20 protein-coding genes and 1 pseudogene are annotated in these 18,725 nt (G+C 59.6%); 11 read left to right on the top strand and 10 right to left on the bottom strand.

Features of this window, described 5'->3' with window-relative positions:
* From LOY56_RS16330 to LOY56_RS16315, 4 genes are all read right to left on the bottom strand, one after another.
* Entirely contained in the window at positions 1-1,392 is a 1,392-nt protein-coding gene (locus tag LOY56_RS16330; protein WP_258615624.1) for an aldehyde dehydrogenase family protein, read from the bottom strand.
* 9 nt (positions 1,393-1,401) lie between these two features.
* The gene (locus LOY56_RS16325; RefSeq protein ID WP_258615622.1) at positions 1,402-2,775 is read right to left on the bottom strand and encodes a glutamine synthetase family protein; all 1,374 of its coding nucleotides are present in this window, start codon (positions 2,773-2,775) and stop codon (positions 1,402-1,404) included.
* Positions 2,776-2,979: 204 nt separating this feature from the next.
* The gene (locus LOY56_RS16320; RefSeq protein ID WP_258615621.1) at positions 2,980-4,737 is read right to left on the bottom strand and encodes an L-lactate permease; all 1,758 of its coding nucleotides are present in this window, start codon (positions 4,735-4,737) and stop codon (positions 2,980-2,982) included.
* A 102-nt stretch (positions 4,738-4,839) separates the two neighbouring features.
* Entirely contained in the window at positions 4,840-5,481 is a 642-nt protein-coding gene (locus LOY56_RS16315) for a TetR/AcrR family transcriptional regulator (RefSeq protein ID WP_258615620.1), read from the bottom strand.
* Positions 5,482-5,581: 100 nt separating this feature from the next.
* On the opposite strand from LOY56_RS16315, the gene LOY56_RS16310 reads away from it, so the two are divergent.
* On the top strand, positions 5,582-6,235 hold the full coding sequence (locus LOY56_RS16310; RefSeq protein WP_258615618.1) for an NAD(P)H-dependent oxidoreductase: 654 nt from the start codon (positions 5,582-5,584) through the stop codon (positions 6,233-6,235).
* 283 nt (positions 6,236-6,518) lie between these two features.
* Here LOY56_RS16310 and LOY56_RS16305 read toward each other — a convergent pair whose 3' ends face one another.
* The gene (locus LOY56_RS16305) at positions 6,519-7,457 is read right to left on the bottom strand and encodes a class I SAM-dependent methyltransferase (RefSeq protein ID WP_258615617.1); all 939 of its coding nucleotides are present in this window, start codon (positions 7,455-7,457) and stop codon (positions 6,519-6,521) included.
* A 201-nt stretch (positions 7,458-7,658) separates the two neighbouring features.
* Between LOY56_RS16305 and LOY56_RS16300 the strand changes: the two genes are divergently transcribed.
* Positions 7,659-8,072 carry a response regulator gene (locus LOY56_RS16300; RefSeq protein ID WP_258615616.1) on the top strand — a complete coding sequence of 138 codons (414 nt, stop codon included), beginning with the start codon at positions 7,659-7,661 and terminating at the stop codon, positions 8,070-8,072.
* 52 nt (positions 8,073-8,124) lie between these two features.
* A complete protein-coding gene (locus LOY56_RS16295) occupies positions 8,125-8,793 on the top strand; it encodes an HAD-IA family hydrolase (RefSeq protein ID WP_258615614.1) in 669 nt (222 codons plus the stop codon).
* 9 nt (positions 8,794-8,802) lie between these two features.
* Here the strand turns inward: LOY56_RS16295 and LOY56_RS16290 are convergent, their stop codons facing one another.
* On the bottom strand, positions 8,803-9,462 hold the full coding sequence (locus LOY56_RS16290) for an isoprenylcysteine carboxylmethyltransferase family protein (RefSeq protein ID WP_258615613.1): 660 nt from the start codon (positions 9,460-9,462) through the stop codon (positions 8,803-8,805).
* A gap of 234 nt (positions 9,463-9,696) precedes the next feature.
* Here LOY56_RS16290 and LOY56_RS16285 point away from each other — a divergent pair, with 234 nt between their 5' ends.
* A complete protein-coding gene (locus LOY56_RS16285; protein ID WP_258615610.1) occupies positions 9,697-10,629 on the top strand; it encodes a pyridoxal-phosphate dependent enzyme in 933 nt (310 codons plus the stop codon).
* Positions 10,630-10,692: 63 nt separating this feature from the next.
* Here the strand turns inward: LOY56_RS16285 and LOY56_RS16280 are convergent, their stop codons facing one another.
* Positions 10,693-10,989 carry a DUF2388 domain-containing protein gene (locus LOY56_RS16280; RefSeq protein WP_258615608.1) on the bottom strand — a complete coding sequence of 99 codons (297 nt, stop codon included), beginning with the start codon at positions 10,987-10,989 and terminating at the stop codon, positions 10,693-10,695.
* 325 nt (positions 10,990-11,314) lie between these two features.
* Between LOY56_RS16280 and LOY56_RS16275 the strand changes: the two genes are divergently transcribed.
* Positions 11,315-11,821, top strand: a complete 507-nt coding sequence (locus LOY56_RS16275) for a DinB family protein (RefSeq protein WP_258615606.1) — start codon at positions 11,315-11,317, stop codon at positions 11,819-11,821.
* A gap of 46 nt (positions 11,822-11,867) precedes the next feature.
* On the opposite strand, the gene LOY56_RS16270 is transcribed toward LOY56_RS16275, so the two are convergent.
* Complete coding sequence (locus LOY56_RS16270; RefSeq protein ID WP_258615605.1) at positions 11,868-13,277, bottom strand: HAMP domain-containing sensor histidine kinase; 1,410 nt, start codon at positions 13,275-13,277, stop codon at positions 11,868-11,870.
* The gene (locus LOY56_RS16265) at positions 13,255-13,938 is read right to left on the bottom strand and encodes a response regulator transcription factor (RefSeq protein ID WP_048397077.1); all 684 of its coding nucleotides are present in this window, start codon (positions 13,936-13,938) and stop codon (positions 13,255-13,257) included. Before LOY56_RS16265 ends, LOY56_RS16270 begins: the two co-directional genes overlap by 23 nt.
* A gap of 161 nt (positions 13,939-14,099) precedes the next feature.
* On the opposite strand from LOY56_RS16265, the gene LOY56_RS16260 reads away from it, so the two are divergent.
* The 4 genes and pseudogenes from LOY56_RS16260 to LOY56_RS16245 all read left to right on the top strand — a co-directional run.
* Complete coding sequence (locus tag LOY56_RS16260) at positions 14,100-14,423, top strand: hypothetical protein (protein WP_408980389.1); 324 nt, start codon at positions 14,100-14,102, stop codon at positions 14,421-14,423.
* Positions 14,424-14,628: 205 nt separating this feature from the next.
* Positions 14,629-15,579, top strand: a complete 951-nt coding sequence (locus LOY56_RS16255; protein ID WP_258615601.1) for a hypothetical protein — start codon at positions 14,629-14,631, stop codon at positions 15,577-15,579.
* Positions 15,580-16,106: 527 nt separating this feature from the next.
* Positions 16,107-16,511, top strand: a complete 405-nt coding sequence (locus LOY56_RS16250; protein ID WP_007907888.1) for a TraR/DksA family transcriptional regulator — start codon at positions 16,107-16,109, stop codon at positions 16,509-16,511.
* Between the two features lie 148 nt (positions 16,512-16,659).
* Positions 16,660-16,878, top strand: a pseudogene (locus LOY56_RS16245) (methyl-accepting chemotaxis protein); the annotation flags it as partial.
* Between the two features lie 30 nt (positions 16,879-16,908).
* Here the strand turns inward: LOY56_RS16245 and LOY56_RS16240 are convergent.
* Positions 16,909-17,148, bottom strand: a complete 240-nt coding sequence (locus tag LOY56_RS16240; protein WP_258615600.1) for a DUF2789 domain-containing protein — start codon at positions 17,146-17,148, stop codon at positions 16,909-16,911.
* 283 nt (positions 17,149-17,431) lie between these two features.
* Between LOY56_RS16240 and LOY56_RS16235 the strand changes: the two genes are divergently transcribed.
* Positions 17,432-18,064 carry a hypothetical protein gene (locus LOY56_RS16235; RefSeq protein WP_258615597.1) on the top strand — a complete coding sequence of 211 codons (633 nt, stop codon included), beginning with the start codon at positions 17,432-17,434 and terminating at the stop codon, positions 18,062-18,064.
* Positions 18,057-18,635, top strand: coding sequence for a hypothetical protein (locus LOY56_RS16230; protein ID WP_258615595.1), 579 nt, complete (start codon positions 18,057-18,059; stop codon positions 18,633-18,635). The genes LOY56_RS16235 and LOY56_RS16230 overlap by 8 nt, the downstream gene beginning before the upstream one ends.
* Positions 18,636-18,725 lie beyond the last annotated feature (90 nt).

The raw sequence follows: 18,725 nt of genomic DNA, 5'->3' as shown, positions 1-18,725 counted from the left end.
TCAGATCTCGTGGCGCAGATGGAAGGATTTCGCGCGGGTCAGGTGTTCATAGCCAAGACGCGACAGCGTTACGCCGCGCCCGCTGTTTTTCACCCCGGTCCAGGCCAGGGCCGGGTCCAGATAATCGCAGCGGTTCATGAACACGGTGCCGGTGGCGATCTCGTCGCCGATGCGTTCGGCGGCGCCGAGGTCTTGCGTCCAGATAGAAGCGCTGAGCCCGAACTCACTGTCGTTCATCAAGGCGATGGCTTCGTCGTCGCTGGCCACCGGCATGATGCCGACCACCGGGCCAAAGCTTTCCTCGCGCATCACTGACATTTGGTGAGTGACGTCCACCAATACCTGCGGCGCGAGGTAGGCGCTGCCTGGCGCATCAGCAGGAAAGTCCTTTGGATCGATCAACGCCCTGGCCCCTTGTGCCAGCGCATCGGCGATCTGCCCGCGAACGAATTCAGCGGCGCTCGGAGTGATCAGCGGGCCGAGGGTGGTGGCTTCGTCCAGTGGGTTGCCGAGTACATATTGGCGGGTCAAGGCGACGAAGCGCTCGACAAAGGCCGGGTAGATTTTTTCATCGACATAGATACGTTCGACGGCGCAACAGCTTTGCCCGGAGTTGAAGAAACTGCCGTCCACCAGGTTTTCTACCACATGTTCAAGGTTGGCATCTGCCCGGACGTAGGCGGGGTCTTTGCCGCCAAGCTCCAGGCCCACGCCGAGGAAGCATCCAGTGGCGGCGCTTTCCATGGCCTTGCCGGCATCGACTGAACCGGTGAAGTTCACCTGCTGCACGCGTCCTGAAGCGATGATCGCGGCGGTCTGTTTATGATCGAGCAGCAAGTTGTGGAACAGGCCTTCGGGCAGATGGGCGCGGCGAAACGCCTCGGCGAACCGTTCGCCCACCAGCAGCGTTTGCGTGGCGTGTTTGAGAATCACGCTGTTGCCCGCCATCAGCGCCGGAATGATCGTATTCACCGCCGTCAGATAGGGGTAATTCCACGGCGCGACGACCAGCACCGTACCCAGCGGTTCACGTTTGATACAGCGCCGAAAACCGGCGACAGGCGCAGGTTCAATGGCTGCCAACGCTTCAGGCGCAATGGCGATCATGTGCCGCGCACGTTCTTCAAAACCGCGCAGTTCGCCGGCACCGAAGCGTACCGGGCGGCCCATCTGCCAGGCCAGTTCCGGCACGATCTCGTCTTTCATCGCGAGCATCGCGTCCACGGCGGCATTGCACAATGCGGCGCGTTCACTCAATGGGCGGCGCTTCCATTGCGCCTGGGCGGCTGCGGCCGCCGCCAGAGCCTGTTCGAGCTGCGCCGCATCGGCACGGCGGCGTTCGGCGTAGACCCGGCCATCGACCGGGGAGATGAGTTGAACGATCTCAGTCATGGTGTGTGCTCAATAGCGCTCGAAGCCGCGCTGCAGTTCCCAGTCGGTGATTCGCCGGTCGTACTCTTTCTGCTCCCATTCGGCGGTGTGCACGTAGTGGTCGATCACTTCATCGCCGAACGCTTCGCGCAACATGCTCGACGCCTTGAGCGCGGCGCAGGCTTCGCGCAGGGTTTTCGACACTTCAGGCAAGTGCTCGTCGACGTAAGCGTCGCCCTCGAAGGGCGGCGCCAGGCTGAGTTTCTCGTCGATACCGGCAAGGCCCGCGGCGATCAACGCGGCGAAGGCCAGATAGGGGTTGAGGTCGGCGCCACCGATGCGACATTCGATGCGGATGGCCTTGCTGCCTTCCGCGCACAAGCGAAAGCCTGCGGTGCGATTGTCCCGGCTCCATACGGCCCGCGTCGGCGCGAAAGTGCCGGCCTGGAAGCGCTTGTACGAATTGATGTAGGGCGCGAGAAAACAGGTGATGTCGTTGGCGTATTTGAGCTGCCCGGCCACCCAGGAGCGCATCAGCTTCGACATGCCAAACTCCGCCTTGGGATCGAAGAAAAGTGATTTTTTACCATTCTTGTCCCACAGCGAATTGTGCACATGGCTGCTGGAGCCAGCGGCGTCATAGCGCCACTTGGCCATGAACGTGATCGCCTTGCCCTGCAATTGCGCGATCTCTTTGCAGGCGTGTTTGATGATCACGTGGTGATCGGCCATGGTCAGGGCGTCGGCATAACGGATGTTGATCTCTTCCTGCCCCGGCCCCCATTCACCCTTGGAGTTTTCCACCGGAATGCCGCAGGCCTGCAGGTGTTTGCGAATCGCCCGCAGTACCGGCTCCTCGCGGGTGGTCTGGAGGATGTTGTAATCCTCGATGTAATGGCCGGCGGTCTTCGGCTTGTGGTAGTTGCGCTCGTGGATTGCCTCATAGCTCTCGTCGAACAGATAAAACTCCAGCTCCGAGGCGAACATGCCGGTATAGCCACGTTCGCGCAGGCGCTCGACCTGCTTTTTCAGAATCGCCCGCGGGCTGTGCGGCAGATCCCTTCGGTGGTGATGATCGAGCACGTCGCAGAGCACCAGCGCCGTGCATTCCAGCCAAGGCACGCGACGCAGTGTGGCCATGTCGGGTTTCAGGACAAAGTCGCCATAGCCTTTGCTCCAGCTGGCCGCGGCGTAACCCGGCACGGGCTCCATGTCGATGTCGTCGGCCAGCAGGTAATTGCAGCAGTGGGTTTCTTCATGGCCGCTGTCGATAAAAAACTCGACCTGGAATCGCTTGCCGACCAATCGTCCTTGCATGTCGACCATGCAGACCAACACGGTATCGATCTCGCCTGCGGCAGCGGCGCGCTTGAGTGCATCAAAGCTGAGGAGGGGCTCGGTCATCACGTCAGTCCTGCGTGAAAAGTTTGGGCCTGTCTGAAATAGCTGTTGCAGACGCTCTCCAGAAAAAACCAAAACCTGCAGAATCGAGCATCGTGAGCAATGAGCTGCTGAAAGCTTAGCCTACTGTTGCTATGAGCAAGTTTCGGCCTGATGTGAACGGCCCGGGCTGTGCCCCCGGGCCATGGTTGACAGCATTCGCCTCGATCAATGCCCGACCACCACCATATGGCTGAACGGCGCCACATACGCCTGCAACGTCACTAGCCCGCCGACCAGAATCGCCAGCACCACGGAATGGAAAAACACGTAGCGCAGGATTTCCCCTTCATGGCCGTACCAGCGAGTGGCGGTGGACGCGACCACGATCGACTGGGCGTCGACCATCTTGCCCATGACCCCACCGGAACTGTTGGCCGCGGCCATCAATACCGGGCTCAGGCCCAATTGCTCGGCCGTTACCCGTTGCAAGCCGCCGAACAGCACGTTGGAGGCCGTGTCCGAGCCGGTCAGGGCAACGCCGAGCCAGCCGAGCAGCGTGCCGAACATGGGGTAGAAAATGCCCGTTGCGGCGAAGGCCAGACCCATCGTGGCGTCGAGGCCCGAGTAGCGGGTCAGGAAGCCCAGGGCAAGCATGGCCACAATGGTGATGAGCGAGTAGCGCACCACCCATATCGTTCGCAGGTAATGGTGCAGCAGCTGCGGGATGGAATAACCCATCAGCAGCCCGCCGAGGATCGCCGCCAGCAAGATGCCGCTGCCGGTGCTGGTGAACCAGTTGAACTTGTAGACCGCGTCCTCGGTTTTAGCCACGGGCACCACGGGCGGGACCTTCTCGATCTGTTGGTGAATGGTGGTGAAGGTCAAGGTCGGGGCAAAGATCGGGTTTGCCTCGCGCATTGGCTTGCCCTGAGGATCGAGCTTGGCCGAGCTGGTTAGCGGATCTATCGCCGGGCGGGTATCGAACAGGTTCTTGAAGCTTTGAGTGCCCCAGGCAAACACGAAGACCGTGAGGATGATCCACGGCATCCATGCGCGCATCACTGCGGGTTTTGCATCGCTGGCAAAGGTCGCGCTGGGTTGTTCGTCCGGGTCCGCATCCACCCTGGAGGTGTCGGCGCGGCCTGACAAGGCAGCGGAGGTATGCACAGTGGCCGGCTTCCAGACCTTGAGGAAACCGGTCAGGCAGGCCATGGAAATCAGCGCGGCGATTACATCCACCAGCATCGGCCCGTGGTAGTTGGACACGAGGAACTGCGGTATGGCGAAGCTGACTCCCGCGACCAGAATCGCCGGCCAGATTTCCAGCATCTTGCGCCAGCCGGCGAAGGCCCAGATCAGCCAGAACGGCACGATCACCGAGAAAAACGGCAGTTGCCGGCCGACCATCATCGACAGCTCCATTTCATCCAGCCCGGTCACTTTGGCCAAGGTGATGATGGGCGTGCCCAGGGCACCGAACGCCACGGGCGCGGTATTGGCGATCAGTGCCAGGCCAGACGCGGCCAGGGGCGAGAAGCCCAGCCCGATCAGAATGGCCCCGGTCACCGCCACGGGGGTGCCGAAACCGGCGGCGCCTTCGAAGAAAGCACCGAAGCAGAAGGCAATCAGCAGCAGTTGCAGACGTCGATCGTCAGTGATGCGCGCCAGTGAATCCTGCAGCACTTTGAACGAGCCGTTTTCGGTGGTCAGCCGATGCAGGAAAATGATGTTAAGCACGATCCAGCCGATTGGCAGCAGACCGTTGGCGGCACCGTAAAGCGCGGCCGAGCCCGCCATGTTCGCCGGCATACCGAAGGCGAAAATCGCAATCAGCAAGGCCGAGCCCAAGGCCAACAACGCCGCCAGGTGCGCCTTGATGTGGAAAAACGCCAGGGAGACCAGCATCACCACCACCGGCACCGCCGCCATGATGGTTGATAGCAACGGGTTGCCAAAGGGGTCGTAGATTTGCTGCCAGACCATGTTCCACCTCTGCTTTTTATTGTTGGTAGCGCAGCCCCCCGTAGGGGAAGGTGGTTTGGAGTATAGGTGGCATTACGCTGCTATCCTGGCGGGGCCAGCCGTTCAGGTTTCGAGGCCGACTCCAGTGCGTGCGCTCCTTTCGACCATCGCCACGATCGTTGCGAAAAGTTCCTCCTGTGCCTGCACGGGCGTGATCTCGCCAGTCGCGGCGGCATGGGACAGCGCCTCGGCTGCACCGAGCATCGCCCGAAGACTCGCCGGCGCGATATCACCCGTTCCGGCGAAGAGGAGAAGGGCGTTGCGGCACTTGTCCATGAAGATCGCTTCGTACTCGCGCTTGATCTTTTCCAACTCGGGCGAGCTGGTCAACGCGGCGATCACGCCGGGTATCTCGCGGCCCTGAAGCAGGACGCAATCGACATAAGACGAGGCGATGACCATTGCCTTGCTGGCCAGGGTCGGTTCACTGGTTTGAAGCGCGGCGTCCATGAGCGTGGTCTGACGCGCGTCGAACTCCTGATAAAGCGCCGCCAGCAACCCGGGGCGGGTGGTGAAATGGTCGTAAACCACCGGTTTGGTCACCCCCGCCTGTTCGGCGAGCCGGCCCAGAGTCAAGGCTTCCGTGCCTTCCTCTCGAACCAGCTGCCAGGCGACATCCAGCAACTGGCGCTGGCGCTCATCCCGCGACATCCGACGGCGCGGTGGCGGGCTGGGATCCTGCTCGGGTGTTTCGGTGCTTGACATGCTTATGTACCAAAAGTAGCTTACTGATCATAACTTACCATGAGTATATAAGGCTCGCTTCTAGCCCTCAATCATTCATTCCGTAGCAGGAGTTTTCGACATGCATGCACTCATCGTTGTGGCTCACCATAACCCTCAGTCGCTCACCCATAGCCTGGCGAGGCACATCGCCGAAGGTGTATCCGGGGCCAATCCAGACAACTCCTTCGAAATCGCAGACCTCTGGGCGCAAGGGTTTGATCCGAGGTTCGGCGCGGCCGATCTCGCCGTCCATCACCGGGAAGCCCCACCCCCTGCCGACGTGGTCGCCGAGCAGGCGAGGATTGATCGCGCCGATGCGCTGGTGCTGGTGTATCCGGTTTATTGGTGGTCGATGCCGGCGCTGCTCAAAGGCTGGATCGATCGGGTGTTCGCCAATGGCTGGGCATTCGATTTCAGTGCGGATGCCAAGTTGGAGAAGAAACTTCGCCATCTGCGGGTTCACCTTGTGGGTGTCGGCGGCGCCGACGCGGGAACCTATGCGCGCCACGGTTATGCCGACGCCATGAAGACGCAGATCGACCATGGGATATTCGATTATTGCGGCGCCTGCGTTGTGACGTCCGAGCTGTTGTTCGACTCGGAAATTCAGGCGCCGACGGTTCATCTGGAGGCTGCGCGGGTGATTGGTCGTGATCTTTTCGGTGCATCCGGGCGCTGCGACGCGGCTCAGGCTATTCACCTTTGCCGACCGGTCAGCGCCGATGCTTTTTGAGACAAAAAAAGAGCCTCGAAGCTCTTTGATGGGGAGGAAGTAGAGCCCAGAGGCTCAAGATGCGCATGAAACAAGTGGTGAGCTTATTGGGGTTCAGTTCACTCATCACCTACGCAACGGCCTTAAACCTCCAACCGCTACGTATAACCATCGTAAGAAGGCGGTGGCTGGCACTCAAGTACCATTAGTCTAATCCCCCCGGCCAACTCAACATCAAAAGATCCTTCGGCAGCTTACGGGTGTACACAAAACTCTGAGCTGCCGAAGGCTGCGATCTTTTGATCTAGCCCTGTTTGAACACCAACGCCTTCAACCCGCACTCAACATCGGCGTCGGGAAACTCCGGCGGATTCTCCAGCCGCTGCTCAAACCGCAGGCTCGGCGCTTCGCGGGTGACGCCGTCGATGAGGAAGTCCGCACCGAAAGCCGGATCGTTCATGCAGGCCAGCACCGTGCCCTGAGGGCTGAGCAATTCCGGCAAGCGGCGCAGCACGCGCTGATAATCCTTGGTCAGCAAGAAACTGCCTTTCTGAAAGGACGGCGGGTCGATGATCACCAGGTCGTAAGGACCGCTATTGATGACTTTTCCCCAGGACTTGAACAGGTCATGGCCGAGAAAACTCACCTTGCTCAGGTCATGCCCGTTGAGCCGGTGATTGTCGCGGCCACGGCTCAGGGCCGAGCGAGCCATATCCAGATTGACCACATGCGCAGCGCCACCCGCGAGGGCGGCCACGGAAAATCCGCAGGTATAGGCAAACAGATTCAACACCCGCTTGCCATCAGCATTGGCCCGCACCCAATCGCGGCCGTAGCGCATGTCGAGGAACAGGCCAGTGTTCTGTTTGCGGCCCAGGTCGACCCGATACTGCAGGTCGCCCTCGGTGATCGTCATCTCGTCGATCGGCTCCCCGAGCAGCCATTCGGTGGTGCTTTCCTGCAGGTATCGATGTTGCAGCAGCAGGGTATGCGCGCCGGATGTCGCCCATGCAGGCGATTGCGTGATTGCCAGCAGCCGCTGCTTCAAATCATCCAGGTGAGACGCTTGCGGCTCCTTGAACAGGCAGACCAGCACCACGCCCTGCAACCAGTCGACAGTCAATTGCTCCAGCCCCGGCCAGCAGCGGCCTCGGCCATGGAACAAGCGACGGGTTTCTGCAGGGGTAGCCGCGAGCGCTGTCAGCAGATAGTCGTGGAGGACGGAGAGGGCGTCTGGGTTCATCGGGCAAGGTCGGCCATGCAGAGGGGGGCGGCATTTTAACCACAATTATGGGCTGACAAACGGTCGTATTGATCAGGCCGGACGGAGAATATCCAAGTCGGGTGTATCAAAAATGAATTTCCGCGAAGCCCGCTGCTCATAAGTGATAGGTGGCGGATGTGAGCCTGCGAAATCATTTTGCGATCAGGGAGCAGTACAGTCATGAGTCCAGTATCAACGGCGGGCGCGCATTTGTCTGACAGTTTGATTCTTGTGGTTGAGGACGACCCATTGATCCTGGAGTTTCTTTGCGAAATTCTTCAGGAGGAAGGCTTTGCGGTTGAACCAAAGGTCAGCGCGGACGCCGCGTCGCAGTTTCTCGAGCAGCATGCGCCGCAGGTGGGACTGTTGCTGACGGACATCACCATGCCGGGCAAGCTCAATGGCGCGGATTTGGCCAATCAGTTTGGCGACCGTTGGCCGGACAAACCGATCATGATCATGTCTGGCTTCGAAACCCCGAAAAGCTCCGGGGTCAAGCATCCGGTTGCGTTCATCAAGAAGCCTTGGGCGGTGGGGCAGTTGCTCGATTGTGTGCAAAACGCTTTGCAGTCGAGCCGACCCCAGCAGGGCTGATGTACATTACTTGAAAATATTCATCTGGTTCTTGTGAAAGGAAGTCCGCCCTTTGTCCGTTAAAGCCTCCGTGTTCAACGCTTCGTACCGCGCGTTCCTGTTCGATATGGACGGAACCGTCCTCAATTCCATCGCGGCCGCCGAGCGGATCTGGACCACCTGGGCGCTGCGTCACGGCATCGACGTCGACACCTTCCTGCCGACCATCCACGGTGTTCGCGCGATCGACACCATCAACCGTCTGGCCTTGCCGGGGGTGGACGCTGAAGCTGAAGCTGCGTGGATCACCGAGGCGGAAATCGAGGATGTGCAAGGGATTGTCGAGGTAGTCGGCGCGGCGAATTTCCTCAACTCGCTGCCCACTAAGCAATGGGCCATCGTCACCTCCGCGCCACGGGCGCTGGCCTTGCGCCGAATGGCGGCGGCAGGTATACCCGAACCTGGGGTGATGGTCACCGCCGAAGACGTCAGCGTTGGCAAACCCGACCCTGCGGGCTATCGGCTGGCCGCTCGTCGGTTAGGGGTCGAACCCACCGATTGCCTGATTTTTGAAGACGCCGCCGTGGGGATTCGCGCAGGCGAAGCGGCGGGTGGTCACGTCATGGTCATCACCGCGACCCATGTTCATCCGCTCCAGACCCCGCATGCCACTTTGGCCAGTTATCACTCGGTCGAAGCGCGAGTGGATCTTCACAGCCAAATCAGCCTGTACCCACTTTAATGTGGGGTATCAGTAGATACCGGGAATCAATCGCCAGCTACGGGCGCAGTAAGCCTCATATTCATGGCCGAATTGCGCGCGTAACAACGCTTCTTCGGAGCGAATGCGAGCGATCAACGGGATCAACGTCAGCGCCACCAGCAGCAACCCGACCCCGGAACGAAAGGCCAACGCCCAACCCACGCCATTGATCAGCAGTCCCAGATAACTGGGATTGCGCAAGGTCCGATAAACCCCGTCGGTGACCAGGCGGTGCCCCGGCTGAATCGCCACCAGGCCGCTGAAGCGTTTGCCCAGCACAAACACCGGCCACATCCGCAGCGCGCCGCCGCCGATGAAAAGCAGCGCGCCCAGCCAACGCACGCCCTCGCCACCGAAGGCCCAGAAATCGATCCGGTCGGTGTAGGCCGGCAGATACCCGCTCAACAACCCAAGCACGCCGAAAACTGGCAGCACCCAGCGATTGCCCCGATCTTCACGTTCGCCGGCGCTCAGGTTGCCCTCGCTGAACAATGACACGATCGCCATCACCAGGGTGGCAAGCGCAATGATCACCAGTGGCGGGTGCGAGAAAAAAGCTGCCAACCCGCCCAGTCCGAACACCGCGAGAGCGAGGTAGGCAAGGGTGCTGACGAGGGTGAAAAACGCGAGTTTGGCCGAGATTTTCATGACTGACTTCGCAAGGACGTAAAACCAGTGTAGAAGCTAGCGCAGGCTGCATTGAAAGATCGCAGCCGCGGCAGCTTCTGCATGGTTGTTCGGTCATTCGACGCGGCATCGTGTCATGGCCAGGACGATAGCCACAGGGCAGGGTGAACTAAGCTTGGATAAAGCTGATGCTATCTATTCACTCTCTGTTTGTTGAAAATCTCGACGAACCGGGAGTACCACAAGGATCACACAATGCTTCACATCAGAACGCCCCTGATTCTGCACCCCGACCTGTCGACCCCGGCCCGGCGAATCTGGCTCAAGCTGGAAAACCTGCAACCCAGCGGTTCATTCAAACTGCGCGGCATGGGCTTGCTGTGCAGTCAGGCAGCGGAGCAGGGCAAACGTAAAGTCGTCTGTCCTTCGGGTGGTAATGCCGGTTTGGCCACCGCCGTGGCCGCTGCCAGCCTTGGGCTGAAAGCTTGCATCGTGGTGCCGAACACGACCCCGGAAACCACTTGCGCCCGGATCAGGAAAACCGGTGCCGAAGTGATCGTCCACGGCAAGGTCTGGGACGAAGCCAACCAACGGGCGAAAGAGCTTGCACAGGGTGCGGACACCGAATACGTGCCAGCCTTCGATCATCCGGTGTTGTGGGAAGGGCACAGCACGATGATCGATGAAATCCTCGAGGACTGTCCTCAGGTCGATGCGTTGGTAACGTCAGTGGGGGGCGGCGGTTTGCTGGCGGGTCTGCTCACTGGACTGATTCGTCATCAGCGCATGGATTGTCGAATCGTGGCTTGCGAAACCCAGGGCGCGGCGTCTTTCGCGGCCGCCGTGAGTGCTGGTCACCCGATCCGATTGCCGCGCATCGATACCGTCGCCACGTCACTCGGCGCGGCGCAAGTGGCGGCCTGGCCAGTACAGCACATCCTCGATTTTGCACACGAATGCGTGGTGCTCAGCGACGATGAAGCGATCATGGGCGTGGTTCGTTACGCCAACGACCTGCGTCAGTTGGTCGAACCGGCGTGCGGCGTTTCATTGGCGGTGGCGTACCTCGACCATCCGGCCATTGCCAAGGCCCAAGATGTGGTGATTGTGGTGTGCGGCGGCGTCAGCATCAGTGCCCAGCTGGTTGCCGACTGGGCGCGCTTGCCCATCGGGGCGCAAGCGATATAGGGCCCGAACACGATCCGGTGTTGCGAGCCCCACTGCCGACTTTTGCGGCTTGGCGGCTGGACCTTACTGAGCGAGGATCGCTCTGGCCAGATCTTCATCGCTGGCCTTGAGGTCAGGATGATTGAGTCGAATTTCCTTCAACACCGACTCCAGGTAAACGCCACGAATCGTGCCGCCACTTGCCACGAAGCTAGAGGCGTCATCCCGTGCGGGAATCACGATTTTGTCATCCTTGAACGTCGAGTACAGCGATGCGGAGACCCCGGCCGAGGTGGCGACATCTTTTGCATCTACATCGGCCATGGCCGAACCAACGGGCAAACAAAGCACTAGTGAAGATATGAGCAACAGACGGCGCATGACGGCGTCCTCCGAAAGCGTAAAGGAAGTAACACATAATTTAGGATGCCTGGCAGCGCTCAGGAGTTCCCTGCCGATTCGACATAGGCACCAGCGACTGCTCAGAACCGCACGTTAGGCGCTTAGGCACTGGCGAAAGCGGATCAGAATCAAAAGATCGGGCTTCGCCATCTATCGTGATCTGCTCTTCGAGAGTGGGGGCAGGTGAGCGTTGATAGCGAATGCCTGATGACCACCTACGGCGTGACCGATGATCAGCGTTTATGATGCTGCCAGCCGCGAAGGCTATTCTTGGCAATGCGCCCATCGTCATGGGAGACCTCTGATGATAAATGTACGCACTGCCCGCCTGCTCGCCGATTACAGGCGCTGGGCCGATCAGCGACTCTTCGACAGCCTCATGGCGCTGCCCCCGGAAGAGCTCAATCGCAAACGGGTGTCGGTGTTCAACAACATCATCGGCACCTTGAACCACATCTACGTGGTCGACTGCATCTGGCAAGCGCATCTGGAGGGCCGAGGTCATGATTTCAAAACGTCCCATGACCTGCTCCATACCGAACTCAATGAGCTGCGAATGGCGCAACAGGAGATCGATCAATGGTTCTGTGGGTGGAGCTCGGCGCAGACTGATGACTCGTTGGATAAACCCATCGAATTCACCTCTGTCTCGGGGGAAAGCGGGGTCATGAGCGCTGGCGCGATGCTGTTGCATGTGATCAACCACGCCAGTTATCACCGCGGTTGGGTGGTCCAGATGTACTTCGAGATTCCGGCCATGCCGCCGATCACCGATTTACCGGTGTTTCTGCGCGATGTTCCAGGGTATTGAATCCAGTTTCCCGGCCCAAGCCCGCTCCCACAGGTTATGTGTCAGTTCAGGATATTTTGGGTAAGGCCTCGGGAATCAGGTTCTGCCTGCAATCCAGCACTAACAGCGCACCACCTAGTTCGCTACTGCCGACTTCCAGCGTAAACCCATGCAGGCTGACAATCGCCGCGACGATCGACAACCCCAGCCCGAAACCGCTTTTCGGGCTACCGCCCTCGGCGCGATAGAAACGCTGAAACACCGCCTCACGTTCGGTCAGCGCAATGCCAGGGCCGGAGTCGAGTACTTCAATTCGCGAATGCCCAGCGTCATTCAACCCACGCAAAATCACCTCGCCACCTGGCGGTGTGAATTTGATCGAGTTGCTCAGCAGATTCGCCAAGGCCTCGAACAGCAACGCCCGGTCGCCGTTGAGTTGGGGCAGGGACTCGGGCAGTTGCAGTTCAAAGGTCAGTTCGCCTTCTTCGGCCAGTGGCAGATAAAAGTCGTGCAGCTCTTGCAGCAACGGCACCGGGTCCAGTTGCACAAAGCCTGAACGGCGCTGGCGATCCTCCAGCTCGGAAATTCGCAGCAAACCGCGAAAACGCGCCATCAAGGTATCGGCCTCGCCGAGCACGCAATCCAGTTGCACGGCCAGCGTCGAGCCGTCGTCAGCCTGCTGTTGAATCCGGTACAACTGCGCCCGCAGGCGCGTCAACGGTGTGCGCAGGTCATGGGCGATGTTGTCGCACACGCCCTTGACCTCGTTCATCAAGCGCTCGATGCGTTCGAGCATGGCGTTGACGATGGCGGCGAGCATGTCCAGCTCGTCACGGCGGTTGGACAGCGGCAGACGCCGGGTCAGGTCGCCGGCGACGATGGCTTCGGCGCTGGCCTGGATCGCCCGGATCCGCCGCAGTGGGCGCCGCCTCAATAAGTGCCAGCCGGCGATGCCGGGCAGAATGGTCAGCGACACGCCCCACAGCAGCGCGTGCAGGATGATCCGGGTCACGGCAAACAGCGAACCGTTGTCCCGCACCAGCACCAGCCAGCGCCCGTCCAGGGTCCGGGTCGCCACGGCGTCGCAACTGTCGGCGGGCAGGGTCGGGTCGTCGGCGTCGACGCAGTCGCTGAGGATGTGAATCTTGCCGTCCAGCGGCAGGCCTTGGGGGATCTGGCGCAAGGGGCCGATGAGGTAGCGCTGCTGATCATCGAACAGGCCATAGGCATCGATGCCGCGAACGTCGAAGGTCACGCTGGCGGCGAGGGCGTCCTCCAGTTGCTCGCCCTGGAAGCGGGAAAACAGATGCTGGCGTTGCATCAGCGAATGCTTGGCCAGGGTGTCCAGGTAGCTGGACACCTCGTAATACATGACCCCCATGAGAATCCCGCTCCAGGCCACGAACAGCGAACTGTAGAGCGCCAGCAAGCGGCTGCTGGAGGAACGCCAGCCTTTAGAGGGGTTCAGCAATGACATAACCCGAGCCTCGCACCGTCCGAATCAGTGGGACTTTGCCTGGCGGGTCGATCTTTTTGCGCAGACGGCCGATGTGCACGTCGATCAGGTTGGTGCCAGGGTCGAAGTGATAACCCCAGACCTCTTCGAAAATCATCATCCGCGACAGAATCTGCCCGGTGTTGCGCATCAGAAATTCCAGCAACTTGTACTCGGTGGGCAACAGCGTCAGCAACTGGCTGTCGCGGCTGGCTTCGTGGCTGATCAGGTTCAGCTCCAGATCGGCCACGCGCAAGGTGGTGGCCTGGGCGGTCACGGTGTTCTGCCGGCGCAGCAAGACTTCGACCCGGGCGGCCATTTCATCGGTGGCGAACGGTTTGGTCAGGTAATCGTCGCCGCCGGCGCGCAGGCCGCGCACCCGTTCATCGACATCGGAGAGGGCGCTGATCATCAGGATCGGCGTGGCAACCCCCATGGTGCGCAGGGTGGTGACGATCGCCAGACCATCGAGCTCCGGCAGCATGCGGTCGAGGGTGATCAGGTCGTAGTCGCCGCTGACCGCGCGCGCAAGGCCTTCACGGCCATTGTCGACCCAATCCACGTCGAGGCCGTGGCTACTCAGTTCGGCGACGATTTCCCGGGCGGTCACAGCGTCGTCTTCGATGGTCAAGATGCGGGTCATAGGGCTTGCCTGATAATCGGTTCAATACGAAGTGGGGCTCATTTTGCCAAGAATTACGCGCGGCTTTTTAAAATAACTTTCATGTTGCGTCGTGAGTCTGCCTGGAACATTGATATCATCCGGCCATGACTCTAAAGGGAAGCTGCACTATGCGCACTTTAATGGTTCGTGGCGGGATGCCAATGTTTCTACTGTTGTTGTGCGTGTTTGGCTCATCCGCCTGGGCTGCCAACACGCCATGTTCGGGGAAGAAGGGCGGCATCGATCGTTGCGACGGCGATCTGTTCCTGTGCAATGACGGCTCCATCAGCGGTTCGAAGAAAAGTTGCTCGGCGATGTTTGGCAGTAAAGACCAAGCGCGACCGCAGACGCTGCTGCAGGATTCCGATGGCTGCGCCTGCGGCACCGGCACGTTCTGCACCGGGCCAAGAGGCGGGGTGTATTGCCTGACGCCCAGCGGCAACAAGAGCTACAAGCGCAAGTAATTCGTTTGCGGCCCCAACTCAGCGCGACTAACGCAATGCATAAAACCCGTCGATTAGACCTGCTCCTTGCAAACTGCATGACCCCTGAGAAGTTCATTGTTTTCAAATCATTGAAATAGAACGATTTATTTCAGTGGCGCGACTGGCACGTTGGCTGCAATTACTCGTTTGACGAGTTGTAACACCTGCCTGGAGCACTACAACAATGAACAGATCCTCTGATGGTTTTTATCCTGCCGCAGATGAGTTCAGCACGCTCTCGGGCGTGTCCTGGGCGGCTATCTTCGCCGGGGCCGCAGCGGCTGCGGCATTGTCGCTGATCCTCGTGCTGCTTGGGGTCGGTCTGGGTTTTTCGGCCGTTTCGCCGTGGGCCCATGAAGGCGTCAGCGCCAAGGGCCTGGGTATCTCGACGATTGTCTGGCTGGCGTTCACCCAAATTGTCGCGTCCGGACTCGGTGGTTACATCGCCGGTCGTCTGCGGGTGAGGTGGGCCTACATGCACAGCGATGAAGTCTATTTCCGTGACACGGCCCATGGCTTTCTGGCTTGGTGTGTCGCGACACTGGTCACTGCGACCCTGGTGGTCGGTTCGGTCAGCAGTATCGTCAGCGGCGGCGTGCAGGCCGGGGCGACGGTCGCCAGCGGTGCCGCCAGCGCCATGTCCCAAGCCGCCGGCAATGCTGTCGGCAATACCGACAGTGATCCGTACGGGTACTTCATCGACAGCCTGTTTCGCGATGATCGGCCAGTCGCGGTCAGCGATGATGCCGTCAATGCTACCGTCACCCGGATCTTCGCGCGCAGCCTGAGCAACGACGGTCAACTGGCGGCCGAAGATCGGGCCTACCTGACGCAATTGGTCGCGCAGCGGACCAACCTCACGCAAGCGGACGCCGAGCGTCGAGTCGATGAAGTCTATGCGCGCACCCAAAAAGCCGTCGCCGACGCCAAACTGGCCGCGCAACAAACGGCTGACACCGCCGCCAAAGTCGCAGCGGTGATGGCGTTGTGGATGTTCGTCACGTTGCTGGCCGGTGCTTTTTTTGCCAGCCTCGCCGCGACTTTCGGCGGTCGTCGTCGGGATGCCGTGGAGTATCTGGAAGCCGATACCTACGTGACCACCACCACAACCACGACGCTGCCACCTGTTCGTTAACCCAGGAGAACCCCAATGCGCTCATTACTGCTGTTCTTTCTCGGTGTACCGATCCCGATCATCATTCTGATTGCCTTGCTCACGCACTGACGCTGTTCAGACACTGCTACGCCGCTTTACCTCAGGTAGAAGCGGCGGGCTGATGAGGGTGGCGCGGTGGTCATTGACCCATACCGCAACACGCGCAAACTCAAGCGCTGAACCGGATGAAATGCGTAAATGCGCCACGCCTGATCCGCGTGGCGCGGCCGTTTGTCTTCTATATACAGCCGTGCGACTGAATTTCTTGCTATAAACGCACTCCGATAAGCGCCTTAAAGCCTGCCATAGCGCACTTTCAGGGCTTTGTCGCACAAATTTGCTGTCTTTTCAGTTGCTGAGGCCTCAAGTCGGCCTTAGACTGCCGCCCCTCGTAAATTGAGTGCCGGGTGGCGCTTGGAATAAACGGCGCCTTTCCAATGACCGCTAAAGGTTCAACGGATCGCTCCCTAATTCGCCTTAATGCACGTTTTTTTATAGAGATATCAATGACAAAGGACAAGTTGCTGGCCATGCCGGCGGATGACTACATGAATGCCGAGCAACATGCTTTTTTCTCAGAGCTGTTGCAGAACATGAAAGTCGAAACCCACGAGCGCATCGAACAGAATCGCATCGCCATCGAGAGCCTGGACACCCCGGCCGATCCGGCTGACGCGGCTTCCGTCGAAGAAGAGCGCACCTGGCTGGTGAACGCGATCGATCGCGATCAGCGCATGCTGCCTCAGTTGGAACAGGCCCTGGAGCGCATCAAGGAAGACAGCTTCGGCTGGTGCGATGACAGCGGCGAGGCCATTGGCCTGAAACGCCTGCTGATCAGCCCGACCACCAAGTACTGCATCGAAGCCCAAGAGCGTCACGAACAGATCGACAAGCACCAGCGTCAGGCCTGATTTCGTAGCGCCCCCTTCGCGGGCAAGTCGGATCGCCGCACCGCTCGCTCCTACAGGATTACGTGAACCCTGTAAGAGCGGTGCGGCGATCCGACTTGCCCGCGAAGCTTTTTTTCGTCCGAAAAATCTCACTCACTTCGATTGATCTACCGGTGATGTGCAGGTCGATACCTTGCAAAACCGCACCAAACGCAAATTCGCCGACCGCACCGTGATCCGCTGTGGCAGCCATCAACAGGCCGTGTTGTTGCAGACTTACACCCGCGACACCGGTGAACTGATGCACGACCTGTCGGTGCCGATCATGCTCAAGGGCCGCCATTGGGGTGGTTTGCGCTTGGGTTACAAACCAGAGCGTCCTCGGTGAGAGGTCCGACAGCCTGCATTGAGTCCCGGGCTAATGGATCTGGTGCATGCGCAGGTTCAGGTCGTCGACCACATGCGCCCAATCGGCGTCTTCACGCAGTTGTTCCTTGAGGAAGCCTGCTTGTTGTGGGGTCCAGAACTCGGCGTCGATGAGTTTCTGGTCATCGGGCAAGGGGGAATGACGGGCAATGAAATCGTCGATGGCTTTTTCGCTGGAATCCAGGCCGAGCTGGTCGAACAGGCCTTTCAAATCATGAGTGGGTGAATCCATCTTCATCTCCTTGCCGATAATCCGTCGCGCCTAGAGTTCGATAGGGGTTTAGCAGCTTTTTCAGAATTTGCCACCAGTGATGGCAACGAGCAATTGCCTGTCGTTGTTCCAGCGATTACGATGCGGTCGCGTTTCTGGCGTCACCAAGGCGCCATTCAAAGAGTCCGTACATGGATGTCGTCGTCTCAAGTTCAGCGCCTTGCGGTGCCGATCCGCCCCATCCGTTGCGTGATCTTCTTTCAACTCGACCCGCCCCCGATCCCGCATGAAAAGGATGTAAGCAGTGAAGCGTCTTGTTTATCTGATGGCCATCGCACTTGGCCTGTCGTTGACCGGCTGCGTGTCTTTCACGCCGCTGGGTCCCATTGGCGAGCCCTTGAAGCCCGCGTCTTCCACCCTTGATCGTAGTGCCGAGATCAGTGACGTGGTGATTTCCGCCCCCGAGCTGGATGACAAGGTGCGTGTCGCCGGCAGCCGACAACTGACCGAGCAGGTCAGCGCCTATGTCGATAAAAGCGACTACTTCAAGCGAATCGTGGTATTCCCGGTCAAGGCTGGCGAAGACGACGTGGTGCTCAAGTTCAACCTGACCTCACTGGCAGGCAAACGTACCGTGCACCCGGCTTACATCCCCGGAGCGCTGGTGACGTTGACCCTCTGGATCTGGGTTGATGGGCCGATTTACGTCGACAAATACGACCTCGCCGGCGAACTGATCATCGAAGACCGTCAGGGCAAGCAACTGGCCAGGTCGGTCGAGCAGGTCAAGCTCGACAAAAATGTCGGCATGTGGAACGCCGACTACCTCAATCCGCGTCTGGGCGGTTCCCAGTTGCGCGACTTGATCGCTCAATTACTGGCCAGTGCCACCCCTCAATTGCGTACACCGTCAAAGGAACTGGCTGCACATGAATAAGTACCTATTGTTTTTGCTGTTTTTGGTCAGCAGCACCCTGACGGGCTGCATTTCTTACTCCCAGCATGAGTTGGCGCCGGTGGATCAGTGGCCACTCGTGCAAGCGCGGCAGGACAAGCCCATTGCTTATCTGCACGTAACCACCCAGCAGCAATTCAACGGCGAACTGTCAGGTGGCGTCGGCAATGCGGCGCTGGTGGAGCAGAAGATGCTGGAAACCTTCAAGGAGTCCGGGCAGTTCAAGAGCGTGACTACGGACAAGGTCGACTCGAGCCTGTACGTGACGAGTACTTTGACCAATAACGAGCAGGGGAATATCGCGAGTGCCTGGCTGACAGGCTTCACGCTCTTCGTGATTCCGACAACGTTCAGCAACACCTTCACGCTGGAAACGGTGTTCAAGGATCGGGAAGGCAACGTGTTGGGCAAAATCGTCAAGCAGGAGAGGACTCGTACCTGGATGCAGGTTTTGCTGATTGTCGGCTTGCCGTTCAATGAGCGTGGGGACGCGGTGCTCACACACCTGACCCAGAGCACGCTTGATGAAGCGGTCAAACGCAAGCTGATCTGACCCGTTGTCGAGATAAAGGCGTGCTATCTGTGCAGGACTGGCACGCCGCAGACATCTCTCAGGCCGGGAAATAGGCTGTTCCCTGTCTCG

This window comes from Pseudomonas sp. B21-048 (assembly GCF_024748615.1).
Lineage (GTDB): Bacteria > Pseudomonadota > Gammaproteobacteria > Pseudomonadales > Pseudomonadaceae > Aquipseudomonas.
This window is presented reverse-complemented; position numbering and strand designations above follow the sequence as displayed.

Bases quoted from the DNA above. Each gene is read 5' to 3' on its own strand.
- LOY56_RS16285 (WP_258615610.1), top strand. From the start codon at position 9,697: ATGCTTCACATCAGAACGCCCCTGATTCTGCACCCCGACCTGTCGACC.
- LOY56_RS16330 (WP_258615624.1), bottom strand. From the start codon at position 1,392: ATGACTGAGATCGTTCAACTCATCTCCCCGGTCGATGGCCGGGTCTAC.
- LOY56_RS16250 (WP_007907888.1), top strand. From the start codon at position 16,107: ATGACAAAGGACAAGTTGCTGGCCATGCCGGCGGATGACTACATGAAT.
- LOY56_RS16300 (WP_258615616.1), top strand. From the start codon at position 7,659: ATGAGTCCAGTATCAACGGCGGGCGCGCATTTGTCTGACAGTTTGATT.
- LOY56_RS16275 (WP_258615606.1), top strand. From the start codon at position 11,315: ATGATAAATGTACGCACTGCCCGCCTGCTCGCCGATTACAGGCGCTGG.
- LOY56_RS16255 (WP_258615601.1), top strand. From the start codon at position 14,629: ATGAACAGATCCTCTGATGGTTTTTATCCTGCCGCAGATGAGTTCAGC.
- LOY56_RS16325 (WP_258615622.1), bottom strand. From the start codon at position 2,775: ATGACCGAGCCCCTCCTCAGCTTTGATGCACTCAAGCGCGCCGCTGCC.
- LOY56_RS16305 (WP_258615617.1), bottom strand. From the start codon at position 7,457: ATGAACCCAGACGCCCTCTCCGTCCTCCACGACTATCTGCTGACAGCG.
- LOY56_RS16320 (WP_258615621.1), bottom strand. From the start codon at position 4,737: ATGGTCTGGCAGCAAATCTACGACCCCTTTGGCAACCCGTTGCTATCA.
- LOY56_RS16265 (WP_048397077.1), bottom strand. From the start codon at position 13,938: ATGACCCGCATCTTGACCATCGAAGACGACGCTGTGACCGCCCGGGAA.
- LOY56_RS16280 (WP_258615608.1), bottom strand. From the start codon at position 10,989: ATGCGCCGTCTGTTGCTCATATCTTCACTAGTGCTTTGTTTGCCCGTT.
- LOY56_RS16290 (WP_258615613.1), bottom strand. From the start codon at position 9,462: ATGAAAATCTCGGCCAAACTCGCGTTTTTCACCCTCGTCAGCACCCTT.
- LOY56_RS16315 (WP_258615620.1), bottom strand. From the start codon at position 5,481: ATGTCAAGCACCGAAACACCCGAGCAGGATCCCAGCCCGCCACCGCGC.
- LOY56_RS16240 (WP_258615600.1), bottom strand. From the start codon at position 17,148: ATGGATTCACCCACTCATGATTTGAAAGGCCTGTTCGACCAGCTCGGC.
- LOY56_RS16260 (WP_408980389.1), top strand. From the start codon at position 14,100: ATGGTTCGTGGCGGGATGCCAATGTTTCTACTGTTGTTGTGCGTGTTT.
- LOY56_RS16270 (WP_258615605.1), bottom strand. From the start codon at position 13,277: ATGTCATTGCTGAACCCCTCTAAAGGCTGGCGTTCCTCCAGCAGCCGC.
- LOY56_RS16310 (WP_258615618.1), top strand. From the start codon at position 5,582: ATGCATGCACTCATCGTTGTGGCTCACCATAACCCTCAGTCGCTCACC.
- LOY56_RS16230 (WP_258615595.1), top strand. From the start codon at position 18,057: ATGAATAAGTACCTATTGTTTTTGCTGTTTTTGGTCAGCAGCACCCTG.